Source organism: Microvirga ossetica, from assembly GCF_002741015.1.
GTDB classification, from domain to species: Bacteria; Pseudomonadota; Alphaproteobacteria; order Rhizobiales; family Beijerinckiaceae; genus Microvirga; species Microvirga ossetica.
In genome coordinates this window covers 4,489,846-4,515,984 of record NZ_CP016616.1, presented here as the reverse complement: position 1 = coordinate 4,515,984, position 26,139 = coordinate 4,489,846, and the positions used below count along the sequence as shown (strand labels likewise).

General features: G+C 62.1%; 27 protein-coding genes. 16 read left to right on the top strand and 11 right to left on the bottom strand.

The window, feature by feature from the left end:
- The first annotated feature begins 44 nt into the window (after positions 1–44).
- From BB934_RS21595 to BB934_RS21585, 3 genes are all read left to right on the top strand, one after another.
- On the top strand, positions 45–917 hold the full coding sequence (locus BB934_RS21595) for a c-type heme family protein (RefSeq protein WP_099511466.1): 873 nt from the start codon (positions 45–47) through the stop codon (positions 915–917).
- A gap of 62 nt (positions 918–979) precedes the next feature.
- On the top strand, positions 980–2,404 hold the full coding sequence (locus BB934_RS21590) for a serine/threonine-protein kinase (protein ID WP_099511465.1): 1,425 nt from the start codon (positions 980–982) through the stop codon (positions 2,402–2,404).
- 25 nt (positions 2,405–2,429) lie between these two features.
- A complete protein-coding gene (locus BB934_RS21585) occupies positions 2,430–3,449 on the top strand; it encodes an adenylate/guanylate cyclase domain-containing protein (RefSeq protein WP_099511464.1) in 1,020 nt (339 codons plus the stop codon).
- A 2-nt stretch (positions 3,450–3,451) separates the two neighbouring features.
- Here the strand turns inward: BB934_RS21585 and BB934_RS21580 are convergent, their stop codons facing one another.
- Complete coding sequence (locus BB934_RS21580) at positions 3,452–4,165, bottom strand: Crp/Fnr family transcriptional regulator (RefSeq protein ID WP_099511463.1); 714 nt, start codon at positions 4,163–4,165, stop codon at positions 3,452–3,454.
- A gap of 219 nt (positions 4,166–4,384) precedes the next feature.
- Here BB934_RS21580 and BB934_RS21575 point away from each other — a divergent pair, with 219 nt between their 5' ends.
- The 6 genes from BB934_RS21575 (at position 4,385) to BB934_RS21550 (ending at position 11,370) form a co-directional block, all read left to right on the top strand.
- Positions 4,385–4,879, top strand: a complete 495-nt coding sequence (locus BB934_RS21575) for a hypothetical protein (RefSeq protein WP_157934256.1) — start codon at positions 4,385–4,387, stop codon at positions 4,877–4,879.
- A gap of 370 nt (positions 4,880–5,249) precedes the next feature.
- A complete protein-coding gene (locus BB934_RS21570) occupies positions 5,250–5,576 on the top strand; it encodes a hypothetical protein (RefSeq protein WP_099508874.1) in 327 nt (108 codons plus the stop codon).
- A gap of 296 nt (positions 5,577–5,872) precedes the next feature.
- A complete protein-coding gene (locus tag BB934_RS21565; RefSeq protein WP_237050041.1) occupies positions 5,873–7,711 on the top strand; it encodes a type I secretion system permease/ATPase in 1,839 nt (612 codons plus the stop codon).
- A 209-nt stretch (positions 7,712–7,920) separates the two neighbouring features.
- Complete coding sequence (locus BB934_RS21560; RefSeq protein ID WP_099511460.1) at positions 7,921–9,237, top strand: HlyD family type I secretion periplasmic adaptor subunit; 1,317 nt, start codon at positions 7,921–7,923, stop codon at positions 9,235–9,237.
- Between the two features lie 204 nt (positions 9,238–9,441).
- On the top strand, positions 9,442–10,506 hold the full coding sequence (locus BB934_RS21555) for a patatin-like phospholipase family protein (RefSeq protein WP_099511459.1): 1,065 nt from the start codon (positions 9,442–9,444) through the stop codon (positions 10,504–10,506).
- A 267-nt stretch (positions 10,507–10,773) separates the two neighbouring features.
- Positions 10,774–11,370: a transglutaminase-like cysteine peptidase gene (locus tag BB934_RS21550; protein WP_099511458.1), complete on the top strand. Its 597-nt coding sequence runs from the start codon at positions 10,774–10,776 to the stop codon at positions 11,368–11,370.
- 70 nt (positions 11,371–11,440) lie between these two features.
- On the opposite strand, the gene BB934_RS21545 is transcribed toward BB934_RS21550, so the two are convergent.
- The 3 genes from BB934_RS21545 to BB934_RS47210 all read right to left on the bottom strand — a co-directional run bounded on the left by BB934_RS21545 (position 11,441) and on the right by BB934_RS47210 (position 12,884).
- Positions 11,441–12,022: a Crp/Fnr family transcriptional regulator gene (locus tag BB934_RS21545; protein ID WP_418294715.1), complete on the bottom strand. Its 582-nt coding sequence runs from the start codon at positions 12,020–12,022 to the stop codon at positions 11,441–11,443.
- Between the two features lie 500 nt (positions 12,023–12,522).
- The gene (locus BB934_RS50250) at positions 12,523–12,651 is read right to left on the bottom strand and encodes a hypothetical protein (protein ID WP_257792362.1); all 129 of its coding nucleotides are present in this window, start codon (positions 12,649–12,651) and stop codon (positions 12,523–12,525) included.
- An 80-nt stretch (positions 12,652–12,731) separates the two neighbouring features.
- Complete coding sequence (locus BB934_RS47210; RefSeq protein ID WP_157934255.1) at positions 12,732–12,884, bottom strand: hypothetical protein; 153 nt, start codon at positions 12,882–12,884, stop codon at positions 12,732–12,734.
- Positions 12,885–12,999: 115 nt separating this feature from the next.
- On the opposite strand from BB934_RS47210, the gene BB934_RS21540 reads away from it, so the two are divergent.
- Positions 13,000–13,236, top strand: a complete 237-nt coding sequence (locus BB934_RS21540; RefSeq protein WP_099511456.1) for a DUF6894 family protein — start codon at positions 13,000–13,002, stop codon at positions 13,234–13,236.
- A 963-nt stretch (positions 13,237–14,199) separates the two neighbouring features.
- Positions 14,200–14,466, top strand: coding sequence for a hypothetical protein (locus BB934_RS47205; RefSeq protein WP_157934254.1), 267 nt, complete (start codon positions 14,200–14,202; stop codon positions 14,464–14,466).
- 253 nt (positions 14,467–14,719) lie between these two features.
- Here BB934_RS47205 and BB934_RS21530 read toward each other — a convergent pair whose 3' ends face one another.
- The gene (locus BB934_RS21530) at positions 14,720–14,899 is read right to left on the bottom strand and encodes a hypothetical protein (protein ID WP_157934253.1); all 180 of its coding nucleotides are present in this window, start codon (positions 14,897–14,899) and stop codon (positions 14,720–14,722) included.
- Between the two features lie 220 nt (positions 14,900–15,119).
- Here BB934_RS21530 and BB934_RS47200 point away from each other — a divergent pair, with 220 nt between their 5' ends.
- Positions 15,120–15,269, top strand: a complete 150-nt coding sequence (locus BB934_RS47200) for a hypothetical protein (protein WP_157934252.1) — start codon at positions 15,120–15,122, stop codon at positions 15,267–15,269.
- Positions 15,270–15,684: 415 nt separating this feature from the next.
- Here BB934_RS47200 and BB934_RS47195 read toward each other — a convergent pair whose 3' ends face one another.
- Together BB934_RS47195 and BB934_RS21525 are read right to left on the bottom strand one after the other, a co-directional pair.
- Positions 15,685–15,840 (bottom strand): hypothetical protein, encoded by a 156-nt coding sequence (locus BB934_RS47195; protein WP_157934251.1) that lies wholly within the window; start codon positions 15,838–15,840, stop codon positions 15,685–15,687.
- 579 nt (positions 15,841–16,419) lie between these two features.
- The gene (locus tag BB934_RS21525; protein WP_099511453.1) at positions 16,420–16,836 is read right to left on the bottom strand and encodes a hypothetical protein; all 417 of its coding nucleotides are present in this window, start codon (positions 16,834–16,836) and stop codon (positions 16,420–16,422) included.
- Between the two features lie 538 nt (positions 16,837–17,374).
- Between BB934_RS21525 and BB934_RS21520 the strand changes: the two genes are divergently transcribed.
- From BB934_RS21520 to BB934_RS21510, 3 genes are all read left to right on the top strand, one after another.
- The gene (locus BB934_RS21520; RefSeq protein ID WP_099511452.1) at positions 17,375–18,769 is read left to right on the top strand and encodes a hypothetical protein; all 1,395 of its coding nucleotides are present in this window, start codon (positions 17,375–17,377) and stop codon (positions 18,767–18,769) included.
- Positions 18,770–18,910: 141 nt separating this feature from the next.
- A complete protein-coding gene (locus BB934_RS21515) occupies positions 18,911–19,864 on the top strand; it encodes an aldo/keto reductase (RefSeq protein ID WP_099513110.1) in 954 nt (317 codons plus the stop codon).
- Between the two features lie 108 nt (positions 19,865–19,972).
- A complete protein-coding gene (locus BB934_RS21510) occupies positions 19,973–21,064 on the top strand; it encodes an alkene reductase (RefSeq protein WP_099513107.1) in 1,092 nt (363 codons plus the stop codon).
- Positions 21,065–21,563: 499 nt separating this feature from the next.
- Here the strand turns inward: BB934_RS21510 and BB934_RS21505 are convergent, their stop codons facing one another.
- Together BB934_RS21505 and BB934_RS21500 are read right to left on the bottom strand one after the other, a co-directional pair.
- Positions 21,564–22,127, bottom strand: coding sequence for a hypothetical protein (locus BB934_RS21505; RefSeq protein ID WP_099511451.1), 564 nt, complete (start codon positions 22,125–22,127; stop codon positions 21,564–21,566).
- Positions 22,114–22,320, bottom strand: coding sequence for a hypothetical protein (locus BB934_RS21500; RefSeq protein WP_099511450.1), 207 nt, complete (start codon positions 22,318–22,320; stop codon positions 22,114–22,116). The genes BB934_RS21505 and BB934_RS21500 overlap by 14 nt, the downstream gene beginning before the upstream one ends.
- 95 nt (positions 22,321–22,415) lie before the next feature.
- Here BB934_RS21500 and xth point away from each other — a divergent pair, with 95 nt between their 5' ends.
- Positions 22,416–23,201: an exodeoxyribonuclease III gene (gene xth / locus BB934_RS21495; protein WP_099513105.1), complete on the top strand. Its 786-nt coding sequence runs from the start codon at positions 22,416–22,418 to the stop codon at positions 23,199–23,201.
- Positions 23,202–23,413: 212 nt separating this feature from the next.
- On the opposite strand, the gene BB934_RS21490 is transcribed toward xth, so the two are convergent.
- Both BB934_RS21490 and ilvD read right to left on the bottom strand, forming a co-directional pair.
- Positions 23,414–24,256, bottom strand: a complete 843-nt coding sequence (locus BB934_RS21490; RefSeq protein WP_099511449.1) for a tetratricopeptide repeat protein — start codon at positions 24,254–24,256, stop codon at positions 23,414–23,416.
- Entirely contained in the window at positions 24,243–25,973 is a 1,731-nt protein-coding gene (gene ilvD, locus BB934_RS21485) for a dihydroxy-acid dehydratase (RefSeq protein WP_099511448.1), read from the bottom strand. The genes BB934_RS21490 and ilvD overlap by 14 nt, the downstream gene beginning before the upstream one ends.
- Positions 25,974–26,139 lie beyond the last annotated feature (166 nt).

The following is a 26,139-nucleotide window of genomic DNA, read 5'->3' as shown; positions in this document are numbered from 1 at the left end:
TAGTTGTTACGCACACTAACCTCTCGAGCCGTTGGAGATATCCAGTGGGACTACGGCTGAAATTCAATATCATTCTCGCCGTCTGCTATCTGCTCGGACTCAGCCTATCGATTTATCCATTTTATCAAATTTCCAGGCGGGAAGCCATGGAACAGCTGCAATCGCAGATCGATGTTCTGCGAGCGCAGGCGCTTTCCATACGCCGCTATACCTCGGAAGAGATTCAGCCTCTGCTGGCTGAACACTCGAGCATCCAGTTCCTGCCGCAAACGGTTCCGTCGTTCTCGGCTCAAACGGCATTCCGCAATTTCCGAGGATTTTACCCGCAGTTCTTTTACAAGGAAGCCGCGCTCAATCCGACCAACCCTGCCGATCTCGCGCGCGACTGGGAGCGGGAGCTCATCGAGAAGCTGCGGGCGAACCCTGAACTGACCAAGGATGTCAGCTTTCAGACGATCGACAACCGTTCTCACTACACGGCGACTTATCCGTTGGTGATCAGGGACGAGTCCTGCCTGACTTGCCACTCGACGCCGGACAGAGCGCCTACATCGATGGTTGCTCTTTACGGCAACAAGAATGGCTTCGGCTGGAAACTTAACGAGACGATCGGGGCACAGATCATATCCGTGCCCACGGACATTGCCGAAGGATCGATCTGGCGAAACCTAGGATTATTTGTCGGCACGTCGAGCATCATCTTTCTGGTTCTCCTGATACTGCTCAATATCTTGCTCAATCGATACGTGATCAGCCCGGTGACGCGGATGGCGAAAACAGCAGAAGCCGTCAGCATGGGCGATGCGTCCGTGGCCGAGTTCGAATATCCGGGCTCGGACGAGATCGCATCCCTGTCACGTTCCTTCAACCGGATGCGCAGGAGCTTGGATAGCGCATTGAAGATGCTCGAAAAGTGACCAACGCGATTGATCCCTGGCCCAACAGAACCAGATTATCGCTCGTCAGGGAATTTTCTCCGATGACCGCAGACAAGGATCTGAGGACGGGCAATAGCCAAGGTGGATCGACTGGCGCCAAGCCCAGCAGGGTCGGCAAGTATCGTCTTGACCAAGTCATCGGCCGCGGTGCAATCGGTGTCGTGTACAAAGGCTACGACGAGCAGATCGACCGGCCATTGGCGATCAAGACGCTTCGACCCGAAATTTTGGAGAACCTGAGCGAAAACGACGAGCTTCTCCGTCGGTTTGCCACCGAAGCGCGCTCCGCAGCACGGTGCCTGCATCCCAACATCGTCACAGTCTTCGACTTCGTGGAGCACGACGGCGCGCCCTACATCATCATGGAATATGTCAATGCCGGCACGCTGGAGAATGTGATCCGGCGGGGCACGTTGCTGCCTATCCGGCAGGTCGGTGAGATCATGGCCCAGCTGCTGTTCGCACTCGGCTATGCGCACTCCAAGGGCGTCATCCACCGCGACGTCAAGCCTGCCAACATCCTCTGCCCTTCGGCAGCCTCCATCAAAGTCTCCGATTTCGGTGTGGCCCATGTGGAGGCACTCGACCTGACGAAGCCCGGCGGCATTCCGATCGGCACGCCAAACTACATGGCACCGGAGCGATTTCTCGGGCGTCCCGCCGATATCCGCGCGGATCTTTTCTCTGCAGGAGTCATCCTCTTTCAAATGCTGACCGGCGCGAAGCCCTTCGTTGCGACCGATCTGCCCGAACTCATGCGCAAGCTCATGAACGATCAGCCGGCATCGATCAGGACCTACCGGCCTGAACTTTGGCCGGAAATCGATGCCGTCGTGCAGCGTGCTCTGGCTCGCAACCCCGAAGATCGCTTCCAGACAGCGGACGAATTCGTCGTTGCCCTCAACATATCGATCGAGATGCGTCCGAGCGCCGACGTTCCGCCGCTCGATCTGACCGAACTCTCCCATATGCCGGGAAAAGAGCAGCCGGCACCCACAAAGGAACACCTCAACCAAACGATGGCCGAAGTGCTCACCCCCGGCACGATCGATGCGTTGGGGCGGTCTCTCGCCCACTCTCTCGGGCCGATAGGCCACCTTCTGGTGAAGCAGGCCTCTCATGAGACGATGGACGTCGATACGTTCCTGGAGTTTCTTGTAGGGAAGATCAGAACCGAGGCCGAGGCGACCACCTTCCGGAAGACGGCTCAGCAGATGCTGCGCGACGACAAAGGCTTCAAGATCGCGCAGATGGAAGCTGTCATCTCCCAAACAGAAATTCGAGCCGTGACCGAGGTGCTTCTGCCTCTGATCGGTCCGGTCGCCCCCATGCTGGTCGCCCGCCAGGCCGAGAAGTCCGTCGGCCGGGACGATTTCTACCGTCGTCTTTCGGACTTCATTCCCAATGAACGGGACCGCGCGAGCTTTCTCAAGATTCGTGGTAAACTCAGTGAGACCAAACAGTAGCACATAGGTCTCCGATGAAAGCGTGATGGACAATCTGGCACCCGATGTACCGCACCCTTCCGGCAAGCGAGTCCGACGCCTACGAGCAGTCTTCGCAGCCGACATGGCGAATTTCGGCGGTTTGGTTTCTGTCGACGAGACCAACACCCTCGATGCGTTGTGGGCGACCCGGCGTATCGCCCGGGAAGAGCTTGCGGCCCACGGCGGATGGCTTTTCGGGATGCCTGGAGATGGCCTCTTCGCGCTCTTCGAAAGCGCCGTCGATGCGGTTCGTTGTGCACTCGAGACCCAAGCCCGCCTCGCCACCATGACGAAGTTCGACGCGGTCCGCCTGCGGATCGGCATCCATCTCGGCGACGTCCTGTTCCAGGACGATCTTCCTTTCGGCGAAACCCTGGTCATTGCGGCGCGTCTCGAAAGCCTCGCGGACCCCGGGGGCATCCTCGTATCGGCAGCGGTCATGGAAGCCGTGGCGCCCCGCATTTCGGCGACCTTCGGCGAGCGCGGCGTGTTCGATCTCAAGCACAGTCCACGGCGGATCACGACATTCAGCGTGGAGATGTCGCCCGCTATGGCCGACATGAACGCGACGGCCAGCCTGATCGAGCCCCTCGACCGGACCGTGGTCTCCGTGCCTTCGGCAGAGAAGCCGGCGAGGGTGGAAGTGAGAGACGCTCCACCATTTCCTCCCCCCGCCTTCCCCGAGCCTCAAGCGATTTCCCTGCCAAAAGCAGCCCCCCTCGTCGTCCCTGCCCGCTCCGTGGATACAGCTTCGCTGCCTGACGATGTCGCGGTGCCGGAGAACTCCCCTGCCCGTTCGGCTCCTGTGGACTCCGCTCCTCTCCAGGCTTGTCTTGCCGAGCTCGCCCACGCCCTGACGACCTATCTCGGCCCTGTCGCCGGATTGCTCGTCAAACGGTATGCCGCAAATCTGACGGATCTCACGGAACTTACTGAGAACCTCGCTCGCGAGATTCCGGCAAAGGACGAGCGCCTGCAATTCCTCGCACGCGCCCAGCAGATCGTGGCGCGCCGGCGCCACTGAGCCTATTCGCCGAATTCCGCTATTTCGTCGATCCGTTCGAGATCGTGAACGATCAGCCCGCCGCGATCCTGGGTCAGAAGGCGCTCTTCGGCCCACCGGTTCAGAACCTTGTTCAATCCCTCCCGCGACATCGCCGTCCATTGAGCCATCTCGCTTTGGGTCAACTTGAGAACGACTTCGATCCCCTTCGGCGTAGCTTTGCCATGGTCTCTGGCAAGATGGCCGAGTATCCGCGCGAGACGCTGGGGTGCCTGGCGCAGGGTGGCGTCCTCCATCCGGGCACTGGTCCACCTGAGGCGCTTGCACAGCAGATCGATCACGTTGCGCACCAGCTGCGGGTCCCGGTCCAGGGCTTCGTAGAAGGTTCGGCGGGCGATGCTCGTCAGGCGCGTCTTCAACATGGCGGAGGAGCCTGCAGTCCGCACGTCACCGTCCAGCATGCCGATCTCGCCGAAAACGGCGCCGGTCGTCAGCACGTTGAGTGTGACCTCGGCTCCCGCGGCCGAGACCGTCCAGATTCGAACCCGCCCGTCGGCAATCACATAAAGCGCGTCGGACGTGTCGCCGACGTTGAACAGCAACTCGCCCTTCTCCAGCATCCGGGTCTGAGCCTTTCGGGCGATCAGCTCAACGGTCGAAGGATCGATAGCCTTGAAGATGTCGAGCGTTTCGAGCCTGACCGCCTTATCCGTGCCGGCCGTCGTATTCTCAGCCATGGTCGAGTTCCCACAAAGGTGGAGCGGCCGCCAAGCATACCGGCCGACGAGACCGGGTGCAAAGATAGCTTGCCGACGAGCGCCCGAAGAAAGTACGGCCAAGTGTGATGCAGTTCACTGTCTGGCACCGGCACGGGTGGTACACCCGGGACACCGCGCCCCGATTTCAGCTGGGCGATCAGCGTGATCGACCGATTGGGCCGCAATCGAGGAGAGCCGATGTCCCATTGTCATCACACTCGGAACCAGTTCGACGAACCTCACGAGCGCATGCGTGGGGGCTGGAGCGACAATCATGAAGGCGGGGGTCGACGCGATGCGCCAGACCCCTACTTCGGCAGCCGCCATGACGATTACGGGTATAACCACGGAGACGCTCCCGCCCCGCCCATGCAGCATGAGGGCGCGAACCTTGGCTGGGGTGACGCCGCCTGGGATGATGCCGGCGGGTTCGAATCGGTGCTTTGGGGTCATTTGGCCAACAACTTCGGCCCTGCTGGAGGTTCTCCGCCCGTCATCGTCTTCGCGATCGATGATCTCAACGTCGAGTTCAACACCCTGATCCAGATCACGCAGATTCAGAACACCCTGGCTCTCCTGAACGCCTCCAACGGCGGTACCATCGATGTCGGAGGCGATGTTACTGCGATCGGCCTCCAGTCGGCATCGACCGAAAATTTTGCCGGATTCATGAATCTTCCAGACTTTGCCTGAACGAAGTGAGGAGACGGCAACCGTCTTCCCGCAAGATTCGAGGGCCCCATCTTGGGGCCCTTGTTCATTTCGAGACATCAAATCCGCAACGCACCGCCCGCGATTTCCTCTAGGTGCCGGCACCCTTTTCCATCCGCCCCACCCTGCTCTTCTATCGACTCCGGGTCAGAATAGTCATCGCTCGAAGGCGTGAACCACCCTGAGCGACTTGGAGGGATCAAAGAAAATTTCGCTCTTTCTCAAAAAGATCTTTCGGTGTGAAGCAGTTCACAGTGTCCGTTTGGGAAGTGGTGCAAAGTCCATTCATCGCCAACGGAGAACGTATCTCAGGCGGTACGAAGCGCAACACTTGATAGAGATAGGATAGCTCATGGACCTCAACGTGAATGCCAGCCCGATCACCCAGGTTGCAACCACCACCGCCGTCGGCGGCCCCGGCGTTCTCGGCAGCGGCGGCGACGCCATCGCCGTGACGAACCAGGATGCTGACAGCACGAACATCCAGATGAGCGACCACGACTACTTCCCGTGGGGCGGCCCGGCTTATGACTTCGGCCCCGACCTCAACGTGAATGCCAGCCCGATCACGCAGGTGGCGACGACCACGGCGCTCGGCGGCCCCGGCTTCCTCGGCGAAGGCGGCGACGCCCTTGCCTTCACCAACCAGGACGCCGACATCTTCAACGTCCAGGGCTAAGACACACCTTCCCACGAGCGCCATCGGCTCACAGCCGGTGGCGCTCTTTTTATTTGGCATCGCGGCGTCCCATCCCAATCCGGTCGATTGAGCAATCCACGCGATATGGTCGTGCCGATGCCCGGAATGCCGCCCTTCGTCTTGGCGCGGAATAGAGTTCCAATCTGAAATGCCTGTGAAGCACGTCACAGCGCTTGGCGCGAAGTTCAACCATCATCGCCAATAGACCCCTCGCTCGGCACAATTTCAGTTCGCGTTGATGACTCGTAACAAGGACGCCCACAATGAAGAATGGAATGAGGAACAGCGCCGAAGTCCAACTCCGCACCGTTCTGAGCGCGCTCAAGAGGCCGCTGATCGGGATCAGCGCCATCAGCTGCCTCGGCAACGTCCTGATGCTCACCAGCCCGATGTTCATGATGCTGGTCTACAACAAGGTCCTGTCGAGCAAGAGCATTCCGACACTGGCCGCCCTCACCTTCCTCGCCCTGCTGCTCTATGCCTTCTATGGCGTATTGGAAGGACTGCGCGGCAAGCTGATGGCGCGTGTGGGCATCACCTTCGACCACCGGCTGGCGCCGACCCTGTTCGAGGCGACATTGAAGCTGCCGCTCCATTTCGGACCGCACGCCCGCAACCATGACCCGCTTCAGGATCTCGCGATCATTCGCAACTACCTCATGGGCCCTGGCCCGGTCGCACTTCTCGACCTTCCCTGGATGCCGATCTACTTCGCAATCCTGTTCCTGGTGAACCCGATCCTGTTTCTTGCAGCCGCGGGTGGCGCTCTGCTTCTCGTGATCCTGAGCCTGGTCAACGAATTCGTCACCAAAGGCACGGTCAAGACTGCAACCCAGGCACATTCGGCAACGATGACCCTTCTCCTGGACGCCAGGCGCAATTCCGAAGCCGCGGCGGCCATGAGCATGGGAGACGATCTCTGCAAGCGCTGGGGCAGCGGCTACGTGAACGCGATCTCCCATGCGCGCGATCTTGCAGATCACGCCAGCGTCTTCAGCGCGATTTCCAAGACGATTCGCCAGGTCCTGCAATCGGCGATGCTTGCGCTCGGAGCCTTTCTGGTCATCGACGGACTGATGTCGCCGGGTGCCATGATCGCGAGCTCGGTCATCCTCGCCCGTGCGCTCACGCCGATCGATCTGGTCATCGGCAACTGGCGCGGCACGTCGGCCGCCTGGCAGGCCCTCCGCCGCCTGCGTGCCCTCTCCGCCAAGCTTCCGAAGGCTGCACAGCAGCAGCACGGCATGCCGCGCCCGAACCACGCCCTGTCGGTCCGGGATGTCGCGATCGTGCCGCCGGGCGGAGCAGTCGCAACCGTCGCCGGCGTGTCGTTCGAAATCGAAGCGGGCGATGCCCTTGGGATCATCGGCCCGAGCGGCTGCGGCAAGTCCACGCTCGTCCGCGCCCTGGTCGGCGCCTGGCCGACGGCCCGCGGCGAGGTGCGCTTCGACAATGCCCTGATCGGCCAGTACTCGCCGGAAGCACTCGCCAATGCGATCGGCCATCTTCCCCAGAGCATCGAGCTGTTCGACGGAACGATTGCCGAGAACATCGCGCGCTTTCGCAAGGACGCGACGGCCGAACAGGTGATCGAAGCTGCAAAGATGGCGGGCGTGCACGACATGATTCTCACCTTCCCCCTGGGATACGATACGCCGGTCGGCGAGGGTGGAACCACGTTGTCGGGCGGCCAGCGCCAGCGCGTCGGCCTTGCCCGCGCTCTGTTCGGAAATCCTTTCCTGGTGGTGCTCGACGAGCCCAATTCCAACCTTGACCCGCTCGGCGAGCAGTCCCTGAATGACGCCATCCAGCAGATGCGCCAGGCAGGCAAGATCGTCGTCATCGTCGCCCATCGGCCGAGCGCCATCTTCGCCGCCAACAAGATCCTGTCGGTCCGCAGCGGCCGCGCCGAGATGTTCGGCCCGAAGGAGCAGGTTCTTGCCGCCCTGTTCCCCCGCATCGGACAACCGCACAAGGTGCCCCAGGCCACGAACACGCAATCGGCTCCCCAATTGTCACCCGTCCCAGCCGGCACGGCCGCGTCCGAAGGCAACGCGACGGTCACCAGCCTGGATGCAACCCGGGCCCAGCGAGCGAACGGCGTCGTGAGCTAGCGCGTCGTGAGCTGGTGCATCGTGCCGAACCAACCGATGCGCCAGCACAAAGAACGAGCATCTGTGAACCGGGTCACAGCGCCGGAGGGCATGGCGTGCCAGCCTGAATGCAGGAACGAGCACCGGGCTTTCCGGCCCCGTGCGAGAACCGAAAGCCTGTTTGACCGGTCGCCCTGCAGGCGACGGCAACCCATACAGCGGAGCGCGCCATGACCGAGTTCGAAGCTGATCTCGTCGCCAATTCCTCCTCCATGCGCCGGCTGATGCGCTGGTTCATGTTCAGCTCGTTCACTGTATTCTTCGGCATCGGCGGCTGGGCAGTCGCCGCCAAGGTCGACAGCGCGGTCGTCACTTCGGGCACTTTCGCGGTGCAGTCGAGCGCTCAGGCCGTTCAGCATCTCGAGGGCGGTGTCATCGGAGCGATCCTCGTCAAGGACGGGGAGCTTGTACAGGAAGGACAAGTCCTGGTCCGGCTCGATGCCGCCAAGGTTACGGCCGATGCGAGCATATTCGAACGCAAGCTCATCGACCTGACCGCCCAGAAGGCCCGCCTCGAGGCCGAGAACCTGGACCGCACGGCAATCGCGCGACCTGAAATCACGATGCCCTCGAGGCAGGCGGAAAGCGCTTTGAGAGCAGCTTTTGCCGCTGAAGAGAACTTTATGAACGAGCGGCGCTTCACGCGGATGAGCCAGCTGTCTCAGCAGCAGGAGCGCAAGCATCAGGTTGAGCGACAGATCGATGGATTTGGCGAGAGATACAGGGCGCTCAAGGAAGAACTTGTCCAGGTGACAGCGGAGCTTGCCGACCAGCGCATGCTCGACAGCAAAGGTCTGATCAGGCGCCCCGTTCTGCGCCAGACGGAACGTGAGGTGAGCCGCCTGAAAGGCGAGATGGGCGACCTCGAAGCCCGCATTGCAGGCGCCCGCTCCCAGCTCACGGAAATCCAGTTCAAGATTGCCGAGCTTACTCAAAACGCACGATCCGAGGTCCTGAGACAGCTGCAGGCCGTCACGGCCGGCCTTGCCGAGACCGAGGAGCAGCTCTCGGCCGCCCGGGACCGCCTCCAGCGGCTTGACATCCGGGCGCCGCGGACGGGGCTGATCCACGAACTCATGGTGCATACGATCGGCGGCATCGTCAGCCCCGGCCAGAAGCTGATGTCGATCATCCCGAGCGCGGAACCTCTGATCGTGAATGCGAAGATCCGGCCCGACGAGGTGAATCAGGTCCATCTCGACCAATCGGCGACCATTCGCATCAGCTCGTTCAAGCTTCCGACGCCGTTGGAACTGGAAGGCTCGGTCACCAACGTTTCACCGGACCAGGTTGTCAGCGGGCAATCCGGACAGGCCTACTTCACTGTCAGAATTGCGATCGCTCCGGGAGAGCGGCGCAAGCTGGATGGAAAGGAGCTGACACCGGGGCTTCCGGCCGACGTGCTGATCCGCGGCGACTCCCGGCGCATCATCACCTATCTGATGCAGCCTCTCGCCGACAAGATTGCCGTCACGTTCCGCGAGTAATCGAGAAACGCCCCGCTCCTCTCAAACCTTGGGGCCACGCAGGATCCTGCGTGGCCCCAACGCGTATGGGGCACGATCGTGCTGAATTCTTCGGCCAGAGCGAACGGGTGTCCTACCCAGTTCGCACCCTCGTCACGGAGGATCCAAGCCATATAAGATCTCTTGGATAAGGACACTGGGCGATCCCGACGCCAAGAGGCGACCATGAACAGGGCCGACCGCAGCTTTTCCCGCAAAAGCCGTTCCGCGCGGGGACAGGAGGTCAAATCGGTCAATCTGGCGCTCCAGGGCGGAGGAGCGCACGGGGCCTTTGCGTGGGGCGTGCTCGACCGCCTGTTGGAGGAAGACGCCATCGCCTTCGACGGGATCAGCGCCACGAGCGCGGGGGCCGTGAACGCGGTCGTTTGCGCATACGGGCTGATCGAGGGGGGACGGGCCGGAGCCCGCAGGGCGTTGCAGGAGTTCTGGCAACAGATCTCATGCGCCGCTCGCCTGAGCCCCCTTCAACCCTCCTTCCTCGATCGCCTCACGGGCAATCGCAGCCTGGATACCTCGCCCGCCTTTCTTTTCTTTCATATGCTGACGCAGGTGGCCTCGCCGTATGAACTCAATCCGTTCAATTACAATCCGCTCCTCGACGTGCTCGAACGGGTGGTCGACTTCGAGCTCTTGCGGCGTAATCCCCAGGTCAAACTGTTTCTGTCGGCCACCAATGTCCGCTCGGGCAAGATCCGTGTCTTCGAGAACCACGAGATGAGCGCCGAGGTCGTCCTCGCGTCGACCTGCCTGCCGTTCATTTTTCAGGCCGTCCAAATCGACGATGAGCATTATTGGGACGGAGGGTACATGGGAAACCCGGCCCTCTTCCCGCTGATCTACCGCTGTGAAACGTCCGATATCGTGGTGGTTCACATCAATCCCATCGGCCGCCCCAATGTCCCGACAACGGCCGCCGAGATTCTCAACCGGATCAACGAAATCAGCTTCAACTCCTCCCTGATGAGAGAAGTGCGCGCGGTCGAATTCCTGAACAGGCTCGTGAATGAGGGACGCGTCCTTACTCCCGACATTAGGCAGGTGAGACTGCATGCGATTGAGGCCGAGGAAGTCATGCAGCATCTCGGTGCAGCCTCGAAGCTGAATGCCGACTGGGAATTCCTCACCGAGTTGCACGCGATCGGCCGCGAGAAAGCAGACGCGTGGCTGCGGGGCGACTTCGCGAAAGTCGGGACCGCATCGTCCATCGATATCAGCGACAAATACCTATAGGCGCGGTACGGCATCGGGCCATCGATCCGGCGCCAGCGCATCGTGCGGACCCAGAGGGCCGCGTCCAACGATGCACCTTTCAAAGAGTGGAGCATCGGATTGAGCCCCAAAAGTGGTGCCACTCTTGGGTCCGATGCTCTGGCGGAAGTTTGTGACCGCGTGCACAGAAGGAAGATACGAAAAAGGTCAGTCTGATCCCATTAGCGGATCGGCCAAACGGGATGCTCCCTTTCAGCCTGATCACATCATCTCCCGAGGGAGGCTGAAATGGGAAGGCGGCTTTGGATCGTTCTGGCCTCGCTCTTGGCGGCGATGAGTTCCGCGAATGCCGGCCCAAATCTCTTTCGGGATAACGAAGCTCCGCCTCTCGCTGGCTGGGTCGAGTTCTGCAACCAAACCCCGGACGAGTGCGTCGTCGATGAGAGCCAGCCGGAAGTTTTCCCGTTGACCGAAGAGCTTGCCGTTCTTCTCACCTCCGTGAACCTCACCGTGAACCGCGCCTTGATCCCCGTGACCGATCATAACCATTGGGGCCTCCTCGATCTGTGGGGCTATCCGACCGACGGAATGGGCGACTGCGAGGATTACCAGCTCCTCAAGCGCAAGATGCTACGCGAAGCCGGCCTTCCTCACCGGGCCCTGAGAATGACCGTCGTCATCGATGAGAATGGCGAGGGTCACGCGGTTCTGACCGTCCGCACGGATCGCGGGGATCTCATCCTCGACAACAAGACGGATGAGGTTCTGGAGTGGTTCAAGACGGGATACCGATACATCAAGCGGGAAAGCGCCGAGGCGACCGGTTGGGTCTACCTCACTCTCGAACCTGCCGGCACAGTTCTCACGTCTTCGAACGACAAATGAGCATTCGTCTGTCGGCGCCGGAGACCATTGCTCCCTGATCCTCTGCCGCGGCGATCTCGTTCAGGCGAACTCAGCCGGATTCCCGATCGCGCTCGACGGCCTCCTGCTGCAGGCGCCGTGAATCAATGATCTTCACACGGGCCCGCCCGAGCTCCACAACCCCGCCCTTCCGCCATTTCTGCAGCTGCCGATTGACCGTTTCCCGTCCCGCTCCGACGAGGACGCTGAGGTCTTCCTGGGTGATATCGATCTCATCCCCGAAATCCTCCGCAAGCTTTAACAAGCGTCGCGCCAACCGGGACTTGAGCGACAGGAGGGACGCCTCTTCCAACCGCTCGCTCGAGAAGCGGAGGCGCTCGCAAAGCAGTTCGATGATCCTTGTCGTGATCTCCGGCCGACGCTTGAGGAGTTCCTGAAAGTCGCTCCGCCTGATCATGAAGAGCTCGACTTGACCCGAAGCGATTGCATCCGCGCTTCTAGGGTGCCCGTCCAACAGCGCGATCTCGCCGAAAATGTCACCGGCTCCGAGGATGTTGAGCGTGAATTGCCGGCCTGTATCGGTCGTCGTCGTGATGACGATCTGCCCGCGCCGGACGCCATAAAGAGCATCGCCAGGATCGCCCTTGAGAAACAATGTTTCTCCGTCAAGCATCTTCCGGGACGTACATAAGCTCGCGATCTGTGCGATCGCCTCGGATCCGAGCGCGGAGAAAAATGAACTCACGGAGAGAGCCGAGAAAAACGGCGAATCTCTTTGGATCTGTTCTCCACCGAGACGCACCGTTGCGCCTCCCTCGAATGGTCTTGCGAATGGAACGCGCAACCCAAGCCGAAAGCCAAGCAATTATATATGAATTAGGGATTCTCTCAACCGGCGAGGACACCGTTCAGGCTCTGGAGCCGACGGTGGGGCGGAAACGATGCGAAAGATCCGCATGGCATTCGGGGCGGAGGAATAAAGGCCCATTCCCGCGGCGTTCGACGGATCGGCTGAACCGTCTTTCTGTCCATGCCCTGTCGAGTCTATTCGGAAGCTTGACAGAGCGGCCTCAGTCCGAGTCTGGAAATCTGACCGCTACGGCTTGGTCGCCGTCAGCTCTTGCAAAACCCAGCGTCGCGCGCGCCGCATGGCGGAGAGTTTCGAACGCTTCATCACGACCTCCCTGCGAACTGACGGGGACGAATGACGATCGCAGGCTCTGCCATGAGAACGGCAGGTCGGACCGGAACGGAGACGATGACGGGCTGGTCGGTCAGTCGATCCAAGACGATGAGAACCATGACTACCTCCTGAGTTCCTTCCTAAGATCGCCGAAACCGGCCTTTACTTCTGTGACCACGATCACAGAGGCGGGATCGGCTTAAGCCGCGAGTGAAACCTGCATGCGGGTGAGCCTGGTCACATCGAGCACTTCCTTGCCGGACAATACGACCGGTCGCGGACCGCGGCCGTTCACGGCAATCGCGTCGGCCACGAAAAGGAGAGCGAGGATGCATAGGATGCGACGGGACATGATCGGGCTCCATTGAGACCGACCATGCCACCGGACACTCCTGGGAACCGTGATCACGGTCACAGAAGCCGGGATGGACACGTGCGAGAGTGGATTTATCGAGATGGAGGCTCAAATGTTCTATCTGTACTTCCACTGCGCAGGCCCTGGCGAAATCCTCATCGATCGTGATGGATCGGAGGTTCTCGACCTGATCGAAGCGCGGGACCGGGCTCTCTCCTTGGCGCGGATCCTCGTCGAGGGAGCCTATGGCACACGCGATTTCACGGATTGGCACGTCTATGTCAGCGATGAGGACGACGAGGAGATGCTGCTGATCCCGTTCGCCGACGTCATGCCGACCATTCATTGACGGAGGGTTGGGGGGACAGGTTACATCCAGTCCTCCAAGGCCGAGGCTGGTCACGACGCTTTTCCGTGCCCAAGCCCGAAGCAATCGCCTTCCAGCGCCGTCCGGCCCTGAGATCCGCAACGGCCCAGCTTTTCATAAATACCATATCGAGCCTCGCATTGAGCACCTGCGTTTCAGCTGAGCGCGACCGTTCCCGACAGAAGCGCTGCTCCCATGGGCAACGATTCCATCATTTCGATTGAACCTGCATTTCAGGAAAAGGTCTGGATAGGCTTCACAGCCTCGGAAAGCGCGTCCGGCGAGCGCGCCAGTCGGCCTGCTCCGCTAGGTGACGCCATCTGCGCGCTACTGAGCGAAGTTCCACGCGCATTTCCGCTCTCATGTATGGATCGTCCGCGAGACGATCCGCCTTGGCGGCCTTCTCGTGGTGGTGCCGATTGAGATTCATACTCTTTTCCACCATTCCCCGAATGGCCCGGCGTCCGGGCCACATTCTTTCAAAGCATGTGTGCGGTCACGCTCTGACGCGACTCTTCGGCTTGTCCGGAATCGATATGGTTACGTTCTGACCGGTTCGTGGATCGAGAATTGTGAGTGTCATCACGAGCTCCTTCAATTGAGCTAATTATGGCTCCTGGCGTGCCTTCCTTCCGTGACGAGGGTCACACAATTCGTTGTGTGATTCAGCACACAGTCCGTCAGCGGGGACTGGGCTACTTTTGAAGAGTTCCTCCCCTGTCAACTCAGCGCCCCGGCTCAGCCTGGGCGCTTTTTCTTTAGCTCCTTTCACGCGCTGGGATCTCCGAGGTGGAGTCTCTGAACGTCGCGAGGATGTCTGGAATTAGCGTGCCACTCGGCGGCATCGAGTCGTTCGTTCCAACCCCTGTGATGGGCCTCACATTGGCAGGTCTGCCCTCCGTGTAGGGTTGGAAGGTGCAATGGCCTTTTCAGAGGAGTTGGAAAATGACGAAGACTTATCGCGTTCGATTGGGGGCAGTGCTGTCCCTTCTGCTTTTGGGTGGAATTGGCGTCACGACCGCCGAGGCGTGCGACCCTCGGGTCACGACACGTCCCGGCGATCTCTGGGACAGGCCAAGCCGTGTTGTGGTGCGGGATCATCGCCGGCCGGTGGATTCCTATTCCGGAGGGGTGGTCGTCAGCACCACGCCCCGTGGTCCGATCGTGCGCGACCATCGCCCGCCTCCGATCGTACGGGACCATCGCCGGTAACGGCGCGTTCGGGGGGCCATCAGCGCGCCAAGCTTTAGGCCCCCGGTCGAATCGGCGATAAGCTTGCCCAACCATGATAGCCCGGCGGTCAGAAACATGACTGCCGGGTTTCTCATTCCGAAGAACATTCTTCGATGAATCAGCTCCCGAATTTGATCGGTTCGGTGAGAGGCAGGACTGCGCTTATGTAGGACCGGCGCACGGCCTCGTGCTGCGGGACGCCATGGAATTGATATCCCTTAATGGAGATAAATTATCGCTGCGCCAGCGGGACGCGCCGTCGGGCGAGTTCCTGTTCCTCCGCCTCGAAATATCGCTGGAGCCAAATATAGGCGTCACGGACCAGGGCCTTTCGCTTCGAGGGATCTGTAACCTTGCGCGACAGCGCCATCGTGTTCATGTAGCGGGCCCAGTATCGTGTGCACTTGTACATGGCATCCACTCCTGCGTGCCAGAAACCTCGATACACCTTCATGCCTAAAATCCGGACCGACATCTGTAACCGGCATCACAGTGCCGGATCGACAGGCCGGCGCAGCGGAAACCCCGACCCAAGCCTCGCTCCCGGAGTCGCCCCCCAACTGTGACGACAGGCACAGTTCCAGCCGGGATTTCGGGATAATCAGCTCTTGTCCTGAAAACGGGAGCACATCATGAAGCGCAATCAAAAGTCATTCGTGTCTATCCGTAAAAGCGACTGCAAGTCGGTCTTCAACTCGATCTATCTCCGCGAAACCGTGTTCCGCAAAGTCGTGACGGCGGCCGATGTCAAAGCTGGACTTCTGCCGAGAAAGAACGGTTGAGACACTGCTGTCGCTCACGCTCAAGATCGGGGCCTGAACCATCAGGTCCTTCAGACAGGAGCCGACTGCATCAATTGATGAAGTCAGCTGGACTCTTTCCACTGACGTAGAATCGCCTCTCTTCTTTGGCTTACCGCATTTTTGACGGCGAACCGGATCCGCCTCGCCGGAAAAATGCTTTAGAGGCCGCGCACGAACGATCCCAAGAATGTCGATCGCGATAGATCACATCCGACCCATGAATGGGTGCCCGGTTTGAATGGGGAATGCAGGAAGCCTTGGAAGTCATAGTTCCTGCTGAGAGAAATCGAACGATTTTGCTTATTCACGATAGCGACCGGAACCTCGTTCCGCACGGGTTCCACATCGTCCTATTCAAGCTACCGACCTGCGGATCGGATCATCTTGCCGTCGATCAGCCCACGCGCCGCCAATAGGCTTCGATCGGGATCAAAATCTCCCGACGATCTTCGGTCGAGAACCGGGGATAATCGTCGCCTTTTGTCCAGCCGCCGTTGCCGCCTGGAACGAAGTGCAGATACGCAAACACGATATGCGAAATGGCCCACATGCCGACCTCCTGCAATTCAGCGATGGTAACCGGAATGAGCGGCGTGCTCTGAGATGAAAGTCACACAGGGCTGAGCAATGCTTTCCGAATTGCGGTTCAAGTCTCGATGACAGGACGTCCGGGCGACTTGGCTCGCGGCGGTTCGATTGCCGCCATTCTCGTGGCATGACCATAGCGCTCGTGTGACCTGGCTCACTGCGACGGACAATGGAGTCGCTAGGATAAATTTATCCTCGTGGTCCTCCCTCACCTCAGCGCCCCGTTTCCATACGGGGCGCTCTTTCTTTTCGCCTTATCCCTCGGCATCAAACCTCGCCGGTGCGGCTGTCTTCTCGGATGATGTCTCACAGCTCGGTACATCATAGGGCATGAGCCACGTCAAAAACGATATAACGGGAATGCGTCGATCAGCTCAATCGCCTCAGCAGCTCGATTGCACAGATCGGGAGGGCAGCTCATCGCGATAAAGCTTGGCAAGACCTTGGAGCCATCCCAAACGAAAAAGCTCCCGATGCCATTTGCAGCGAGAGCTTGTCGGGGATGGCGGGGGGCGAATGAAGCCGCAGGATCGTGCTGCTTTCAGGCAACCTGACCGACCGGGTCCAACTCCGCTTTCATGGAGAAGCGCTCCAGCTGAACCGCATAGGCTGCCTCCAATCCTTTGAGTCGCATCTCGGGCTCCGGACCGATCCGTTCAGCTGCCGTCGAGAGGCGTGCGGAGAAGCGGTCGGAGGCGGAAAGCAGGAGGCGAAGCGATCGTGCCGATGGCGGAATGCCGGTCGAGGCATCCTGCACCAGCACCGCCGCGGAGGCATAGAGATCGTCGACGGCGGCCTCGATGCCCGGATCGCGCTTGAGCAGGCTCATGGTGTTGATGAGGAGCACGCGCAGATCGTGCAGGTCGTCTCCCCTGCCCGCCTGAGCGATGAGGTTCACGACTTTTTTGACCGCTTCGATTCTCTCGTTGATCTTTTGCGCAATAGTGCTGTCGGTCATAAACCTCCCCCTGTCGGCCGTGCGAGACATCCGCTTGGATTCGCATGATCGAGGATGCGCTTTCATGGTTAATCAATTCTTACGGATTGCTGGAAGACACTGCTGAAAGCGTTATTTTTCAAGGGACCTGTCATCGCTGAGGAAACTTCCCCTGCGACACATCTCCCGCATTGAGATTTGCCGCGAAGCCGACTACATGTCCGCATCGTCACTGATTTGAATCCTTCGTCATGCCCCTGCCGCTCGACCTTAAGCGACCGCAATTGTCCGTCTTGCGAAGCCTGCGCTTCGCGAGGGGGGCTTGCGTCATGCATGACCATGAGCTGCGACCCGAGCCGGGGCCCACCAATGAGGCTCCGGCGGCGAGTTCCGTCAGAACCGGCACCGTCCATCGGATGCCTACCTGTTTCATGCCGGCCTAAGGGTCACCCGTCGCCGGCAGGGACCGGCGATTTTCCTCTCCATTTGCATTCGCTTCTTCGTCTGCAATGCAGGTTCGCCGGATCCCAGCCTCGCTGAGAAAAGGAGAAGCCCTGCGATGAACAGGGTCTGGACTGAAGAAGAACTCGAGATTCTGCGCCGTGACCGGGAAGCCAAAGTTCCGGTTCCCGTGACGGCCGCGAAACTGGGACGCCCCGTACCGGCCACCTATGCCAGGGCGCGGCTGATCGGCACTCTCGTCCAGCCGCACCAGTCCTGGGATCAAACCAGCGTCGCGCGCCTGCGCGAGCTTGTCTCGGCCGATCCGCCGATGACGGACAAGCGCATCGCGGCGGAACTCGGAAGAACCGTCACCCAGATCCGCTGGAAGATGCAGGATCTCGGGCTGATCGGCGTACGCGATCTCTCCAAGCTGGCAAAGATCACGGCTGCGGAGACCGCCCGCCCGAAGGCGATGAAACCGCAATCAGACAAGCCGGCTCCGGCAAGGCCCACGCCCCGGATGCAGCCGACGCAGCCGCCTGCGGCAAGCCGCGCTGCGCCTGCAGTCCCGGCGGCCCGCGCGGTGCAGCCAATCGCGCCGCAGAGGCTCGAGCCTCAGGCGACGCTCGCCGACGCACTCAAAGCTCTGGAATCCCTCCTTGCCGAGCGGCTGAAGAACGCCGTCGCCGAGTCGGAAGCCGGAATGATCCGCGCCGCCCGCGCGGCCATCGCCGAGAAGGCGCGCATCGATCAGCGTCTCGTCGTCCGCGTCAAGCGCGCGGCCGAGGCCGCCGCGCGATGCGGGGCGGAAGCCAGGGCCGCGGAGGTGGAAGCCAAGCGCCGGGAGGCCGAGGCGAAGAAAGCCGAAGCCGAGGCCGCCCGCAAAGCCGCCGAGGCTGCGCGCCAGGCACGGGAAGAGAAAGCCCGCGAGGAAAAGGCGCGGATCGCCGTTGCCAGGCCGGTCGAAAAGCCCAAGGCAGCGGAGCCGCGCATCGCTGCGGAGAAACCCAAACCCGTCGAGAAAAAGGCTGTGCTGCCCGCGGTTCAGGGCATCTCGCAGATCGCGACCCTGCGCCCTGCGCCTCAGCCGGCGCCCCGTTCAACGCCGAAGATCGTCGTCACCGAGGCACCTGCGGCCGCGCGTCCCGTCGAGCCGGAATCAGCTTCCGGTCAGACCTCGGGCCGCGGCGGTTGGAAATCGGTTCGGCGGGATCCGGCCCGCATCCTCGCGCAGGCAAAGGCGAAGGCCAAGCCCGCGAACCGTGCGGATGCGATCGATCTCGCGCAGGCAGCTCAGAGCGCCATCGAGCGCTTCATTGCGGAGCGCGGCGTGACACGCAACGAGAGCGGCGGCATCCAGGCGGTGATCTCCCGCCTTCAGGCGCGCGGCTACATCGTCGTGGGCGACGAGACGGGCTGGACCATCGACCAGCGCCATCGCGTCGACAGCGAATCCGAACTGTTCGCCTTCGCGGAGGCCCGCGGCATCACCTTGAGCGCGGCGGCATGAATGGCGGAAGCGGCGTCCGGCCCATGCGTATCGGTCGGACGTCGCAGGCATGACCAACATCATTGGAAACATGAGTCCACTTTTCCGTCCGATGCACTAGTTTCCCTGTCCGCCAATGAGACCGCGAACAAGGACATGATGATGGAAAAACGCAGGCTTGGCCGCTCCGACTTGATGGTTTCGCCGCTCTGCCTCGGCGGCAATGTCTTCGGCTGGACCGCCGATGAGGCAACCTCCTTCAAGGTGCTCGACGCCTATGTGGATGCGGGCCTCAACTTCATCGACACGGCGGATGTCTATTCCACCTGGGTGCCCGGCCATGTAGGAGGCGAGTCGGAAACGATCATCGGCAAATGGATGAAGGCCCGCGGCAATCGCGACAAGCTCGTGATCGCCACCAAGGTCGGCTCCGAGATGGCGCCGGATCGGAAGGGCTTGTCGAAAAGCTACATTCGCTCGGCCGTCGAGGCGTCCCTGCAGCGCCTGCAGACCGACCATATCGATCTCTATCAATCCCACCGGGACGATCTCGAGACGCCGCAGCAGGAGACGCTCGGCGCCTATGAAGAGCTGATCCGCGACGGCAAGGTGCGGGCGATCGGCGCATCGAACTTCACGGCCGCGCGCCTGAAGGAAGCGCTGGAGATCAGCGCCGAACTCGGCCTGCCGCGCTACGAAAGCCTGCAGCCGAAATACAATCTGCACGACCGCGCCGAATACGAGGCGGAACTGGAGCCGCACTGCCGGCAGGAGGATATCGGGGTCATTCCCTATTACGGCCTCGCCAGCGGCTTCCTGACCGGCAAGTACCGGTCTGAAGCGGATTTCGGCAAGAGCGTGCGCGGCGGGCGCATGACGGCCTATCTCGACGACAGGGGCCGGCGGATCCTGGCCGCTCTCGATGCGGTCGCCGCTCGCAAGGGCGCCATTCCGGCCCAGGTCGCCCTGGCCTGGCTCATGGCGCGCCCGGGATTGACCGCGCCGATTGCCAGCGCCACGAAGGTGGAACAGGTGCAGGAGATCGTGAAGGCGACGAGCCTCCAACTCGATCCGGCCGATATCGCTGAGCTCGACAAGGCCAGCGCCTACGCCTGAGGCATCGAAATTTTGCATGGCTGCCCTCCGTTGCATCGGACGGGGGGCTTATTATCTCGTATCGACCTGTGCTTTATTCGATTTCACAGGACAGAACGAGGTTTTATGATGAGCGCCGATGCCAGTGCATTGTTCCAGCCCTTCACCCTGGGCGACCTGACCCTGCCGAACCGTCTGGTCATGGCTCCCCTCACCCGCAACCGGGCGGCTGAAGGCGATGTGGCTCGGGACATCACCGCCACCTATTACGCCCAGCGCGCCAGCGCCGGCCTCCTGATCTCGGAAGGATCGCAGATCTCCCACCAGGGACAGGGCTATCTGCGTACGCCCGGCATCTACACGCCGGAGCAGGTGGCGCATTGGCGCAAGGTGACAGACGCGGTCCATAAGGCCGGCGGACGCATCTTCATCCAGCTCTGGCATGTGGGCCGCGTGTCCCATACCTCGCTGCAGCCCGGCGGCGGCGCACCCGTAGGCCCCTCGCCGCTTCGCGCCCAGACCAAGACCTTCCTCGAAGAGGGCTTTGCCGAGGTGTCGGAGCCCCGCGCGCTCGAGCTCTCCGAAATCCCCGGCATCCTGCGCGACTACGAGCATGCGGCCCGCAACGCCAAGGAAGCCGGCTTCGACGGCGTCGAGATCCATGCGGCCAACGGCTACCTGCTCGACCAGTTCATGAAGGACGGCTCGAACCACCGCAAAGACGCCTATGGCGGCTCCGTCGAGAACCGGGCCCGACTGACCATCGAGGCGGCCGAGGCCGTGCTCAAGGTATGGGACAAGGGACGGGTCGGCATCCGCCTGTCGCCGGCGAAAGTGAACGACGCTGCCGATTCCGATCCGCAGGCTCTGTTCAGCTACGTGGTCGAGAAGCTCGACGCTCTAGGCCTCGGCTATATCCACATGATCGAGGGCGCGACACAGGGCGACCGGAATGCGGTGAACGTCGATTACGACGGCCTGCGCCGCTCCTTCAAGGGCGCCTATATCGCCAATAACGGCTATAGCCGCGATATGGCGGCCGAGGCTGTGGCAAGCGGGCGTGCGGATCTGGTTGCCTTCGGACGCTTCTTCCTCGCCAATCCGGACCTTGTCGAGCGCTTCCGCCTCAACGCACCGCTCAACGAGCCGGACCGCGCGACCTTCTATGGCGGCGGCACCGAAGGCTATACGGATTATCCGGGCCTCGAAAAGGCCGCTTAGTCCTCAGCAGCCCTGACAGATCCCCCGCCGGACCCTTTTGTCGGCCTCTTCGAGCAGTTTCTCCTCGCGAGAGCTGGGATTTACGGTCGAGCGCTCTCCCCGTTGCAGGCGACTATCGCCTGCAACCGTCCCCGTGGCGGCGGGTCCGGTGCTGCCCTCTGTGCCAGGTGGAGGAATGGTGCCGCCTGTGGTCGAGTTCCCGGCTGGTGTATTCCCTGTCGAGCCACCGACACGGCTGGCCTTGTTACCGGGATCGCTGCTTCCTCGCATACCTTGCGCGGGCGGGCGAAGGGTCGAACCGCTTGGGGAGGTGGATGGCGCCGCCGATGAGGACGAGCCGCCGCTGGTGCCGCCCGAGCCCCCTCCGGAACCGCCTGAGGATCCCTGCGCCCATGCCGCGCCGGCAATGAGGCAGCCTGCGAGCAGCGCAGTCGAGATTGTGAGGTGACGCATAGGCTCCTCCCTTCGGATCGCTGTCGAACGTCAACGTCAAGCAAACTCAAGAGTTTCGGTGACCGTTCCGCCAAATTGTCAGGCTCACGGGTCCGGCAGGATCGAGGATCCGGCGATCGTCCGCCCTCAGGCCCCGCTCCGACAGCACGGCTTCGGCGCTCACACCTTCCCGGCAGCCCGAGAAGACGGTCACGCCGTTCGGAACGAGGGTGCCCTCCGCCCGGGTGAGATGAAAGGCGTCGTAGCCGATGGCGAGGAAGAGGTCGAAGACGCGTCTCCCGCCGGGCACGGCGACGCGCCCACCGTCCGGCAGCACGGTGCAGATGGCCTGGTCCCACGGCAGCGCCTCGGGGTTCCACCACCAGCTATCCGCGCGACGCTCGAGCCCGGATGCGGACGAGGACAGGATCATCCGCAGGCGGCCCTTCGGGTTCGGATTGGCCTCGTGCCCCAAGCGTCCCAGCACCGTCACGGCCGACCTGTTGAGCTCGGCCTGGAAATAGGCCCAGTCGGCATCGTTGCGAAGAATATCCGGCGTCCGGCCGGCTTCGTCCGCAATGCAATCGTTGTCCGAGACGATGGCATAGCCGTGTATCTCAACTGTGGGCATGAACCGGCCTCTTCTTCGAGGAATCAACAATGGTGGCCCTCATGCGCCGCCAGAGCACCAGGGCGTAGAGGGCCGCGGCAAGGAAGGCGCCGTTCGTCGCCGCGTTCAGCGGCTCCGCCCGGAACCCGGGCCCGAGGCGCTCGCAATAATTGTCGATGGGCGTGAGCCAGGATTCGGGCCAGGATTCGGGCATCTCGGGCAACCGTGGGGATGATGGCGAGTTCCGGCTTGCCAGCCGAGGACGAAAATCCGATGAAGCACATGGGACGGACAAGCAAGAGTGACGCGATGCGGATAGCCACGTGGAATGTGAACTCCATCAAGCAGAGGCTGGACCACCTCGCGACCTTCGTGAGGAGCGCCGATCCGGACGTGGTCTGCCTGCAGGAGCTGAAATGCGTGGACGAGGCCTTTCCGCGCGCCGATGTGGAAGCCCTCGGCTACAACGTCGTGACGCATGGCCAGAAGGCCTATAACGGCGTCGCCATCCTGTCCAAGCGCCCGCTCGAGGATGTGCGCCGCGGCCTGCCCGGCGACGAGGGCGACGAGCAGGCCCGCTACCTGGAAGGCGTCGTCTCGACCGCGACGGGCGCCGTGCGGGTCGCCTCGATCTACCTGCCGAACGGCAACCCCATCGGCACCCCGAAATTCGACTACAAGCTCGCCTGGATGGACCGCCTGCGCGCCCATGCGCGCGGCCTGCTCCTGCTGGAGGAGCCGCTTATCCTTTGCGGCGACTACAACGTCATCCCCGAGCCCAAGGACGCCATGGACCCGTCCGCCTGGACGAACGACGCCCTCTTCCAGCCGGAGAGCCGGAGCAGATTCCGGGAATTGCTCAACCTCGGCTTCATCGACGCGGTGCGCGCCTGCAACGACCAGCCGGGCCTCTACTCGTTCTGGGACTACCAGGCCGGCGCCTTCCAGCGAAACAACGGCATCCGCATCGACCACCTGCTGCTCTCGCCCCAGGCGCAGGACAGGCTGCGGACGACCTCGATCCGCAAAGAGGTGCGCGGCTGGGACAAGCCGTCCGACCACGTGCCGGTGATCGTCGATCTGGATATTGATTGATAGCGAAAACAACTCTCCACCCTCATCCTGAGGAGGTCGCGGAGCGACCGTCTCGAAGGAGGATCCAGTGCTCTCTGGAAGCTCCTTCGAGACGCAGACTATGTCTGCTCCTCAGGATGAGGTGGTGTTTGATTCAAAGACGTAGATGGCAGGGACTGATCCCCGGATCTAGTCCGGGGACGGCCATGACGATTGAGCGCTCTACGCCCGCCTTACCGACGCGACTGGATGTACTGCTCCAGCAGGGCGAGCGCGAGCTTGCGGTCGCTCTCGTCGGCCGCCGTGAAGGCATCGTCGTAGAGCGACACGATCCAGCGGTCCTTGGAAGCATCGGTCGAGGCCTCGCGCGCAAGCGTCAGCCACATGAGGCCCTTGGCGCGCTGGCGCGGAACGCCCTGCCCGGTCATGAGCAGGTGGCCGAGGAGCGCCTGAGAAGCGGTGTGCCCCTTTTCCGCCGCCAGGTTGAACCAGCGGGCAGCGTGGCGCGAATCCTTCTTGACGCCGGTGCCTTCGAGGTAGAGGCGGGCGAGGTTGTACTGCGCGTTCGAGTCGCTGAAATAGCTCGCCGCGTAGCTGAACATCTCCACGGCGCGCTCCGGATTGGCCATGACATAAGTGTCCTTGATGCCATCCAGGAAATAGCCGCCGAGCGCGACGAAGGCGCTGGAAACGACGGCGGCGTTCGGCGAATCCGGGCTCTCGTCCGCGTGCTGGTCGGCCAGCCGGGAAAAATACTCGAACGCCTTCAGGTCGTCGTGCGCGACCCCGTCGCCGTCGGCATACATGCGCCCGAGCTTCCACAGGGCGAGCTGATGCCCCTGGCCCGCCGCATATTCCAGCGCCTGCACGGCGCCGAGCTTGTCGCCGGCATTGTAGTTGCGCATGCCGCTGCGCAGCGCATCGCGCACCGAGCCGTATTTGGTGGCCGGCGCAAGCGCCGGCGACAGGGCCGGGTTCAGCGGTTGCGGGCGCGGCGCGGCATCGAGCGCATAGGCCGCGCCGGCGCCGAGGGAAGCCACCCACAATGTGGCTGCGAGAAGTTTAAACGTCCGCATAGGTTTCTTTTTCTGCAGCTCCGCCGGGATGGGTGATCGCCCCGTCCCGTGCCGGACCTACTGTTTGCGCGTATTTCCAGAGATAGCCCGAGGTGGCACTCGTCTCTCGTGGCTTCCATTCGGACCGGCGCTTCGCCAGTTCCTCGCCCGAGAGTTCCACGTCGATGCTGCCCTTGATCGCATCGATCGCGATGATGTCGCCGTCCTTGAGAAGTCCGATAGGGCCGCCCACGGCCGCTTCCGGCCCCACATGGCCGATGCAGAAGCCGCGGGTCGCGCCCGAGAAGCGGCCGTCGGTGATGAGCGCGACCTTGTCGCCCATGCCCTGGCCGTAGAGAGCCGCCGTGGTCGAGAGCATCTCGCGCATGCCGGGGCCGCCGCGTGGGCCCTCATAGCGGATCACGAGAACCTCGCCCTCCTTGTATTGCCGCGTAGAGACCGCCTCGAAGCAGGCCTCCTCGCCGTCGAAGCAGCGGGCAGGGCCGCGGAAGACCTGCTTGTCGGCCGCCATGCCGGCGACCTTCACGATGGCGCCTTCCGGCGCGAGGTTGCCCTTGAGGCCCACGACGCCGCCGGTGGGCGTGATCGGCTTGTTCGCCGGATAGACCACGTCCTGGTCGTCGTTCCATTTCACGGAAGCGAGGTTCTCGGCCATGGTACGGCCGGTCACGGTCATGCAGTCGCCGTGCATGTAGCCGTGGTCGAGCAGCGTCTTCATGAGCAGCGGAATGCCGCCGACCTCGAACAGGTCCTTGGCGACGTAGCGCCCGCCCGGCTTCAGGTCCGCAATGTATGGCGTGCGCTTGAAAATCTCGGCAACGTCGAACAGGTCGAACTTGATGCCCGCCTCATGCGCGATGGCCGGAAGATGCAGAGCCGCATTGGTCGAGCCGCCGGAGGCAGCCACCACGGTCGCCGCGTTCTCGAGCGACCTGAGGGTCACGATATCGCGCGGCCGGATGTTCTTGGCGATCAGGTCCATGATCTGCTCGCCAGCAGCGGCGCAGAACCGGTCGCGGATCTCGTAGGGCGCCGGAGCGCCCGCCGAATACGGCAGGGCAAGGCCCATGGCCTCGGAGACGGTCGCCATGGTGTTGGCGGTGAACTGCGCGCCGCAGGCGCCGGCCGACGGGCAGGCCACCTGCTCGAGCTCGGTCAGGTCCTCGTCCGACATCTCGCCGACCGAATACTTGCCGACCGCCTCGAAGAGATCCTGAACCGTCACCTGCCGGCCGCGGAAGGAGCCGGGCAGGATCGAGCCGCCATAGATGAAGATCGACGGCACGTTGAGGCGCACCATCGCCATCATCATGCCGGGAAGCGACTTGTCGCAGCCAGCCATGCCGACGAGCGCGTCGTAGGAATGGCCGCGCATGGTCAGCTCGACCGAATCGGCGATCACCTCGCGCGACGGGAGCGACGCCTTCATGCCCTGGTGGCCCATGGCGATGCCGTCAGTCACCGTAATGGTGCAGAACTCGCGCGGCGTGCCGCTGGCCGACGCGACGCCCTTCTTCACCGCCTGGGCCTGGCGCATGAGGGAGATGTTGCAGGGGGCGGCCTCGTTCCAGCAGGTGGCGACGCCGACCAGCGGCTGGGCGATCTGCTCCTTGGTGAGACCCATGGCGTAGAGGTAGGACCGATGCGGCGCGCGAGCAGGACCGACCGTCACGTGACGGCTCGGCAGCTTCGACTTGTCGATCAACCGCGCATCCATGGTCCGTACTCTTTTCCACCCGGTTCTCACGAGGAGATCCAAGCCCTTTGGAACTCCCGTGATCTGCCACGTGCCACGCCACCGATGCAACGATCCTTACGGAGGATCAGCCAACAGCCTTAACCCGGATTTGAGACCCGGAGCCACGCCGTAAAGTCTTGGTTTG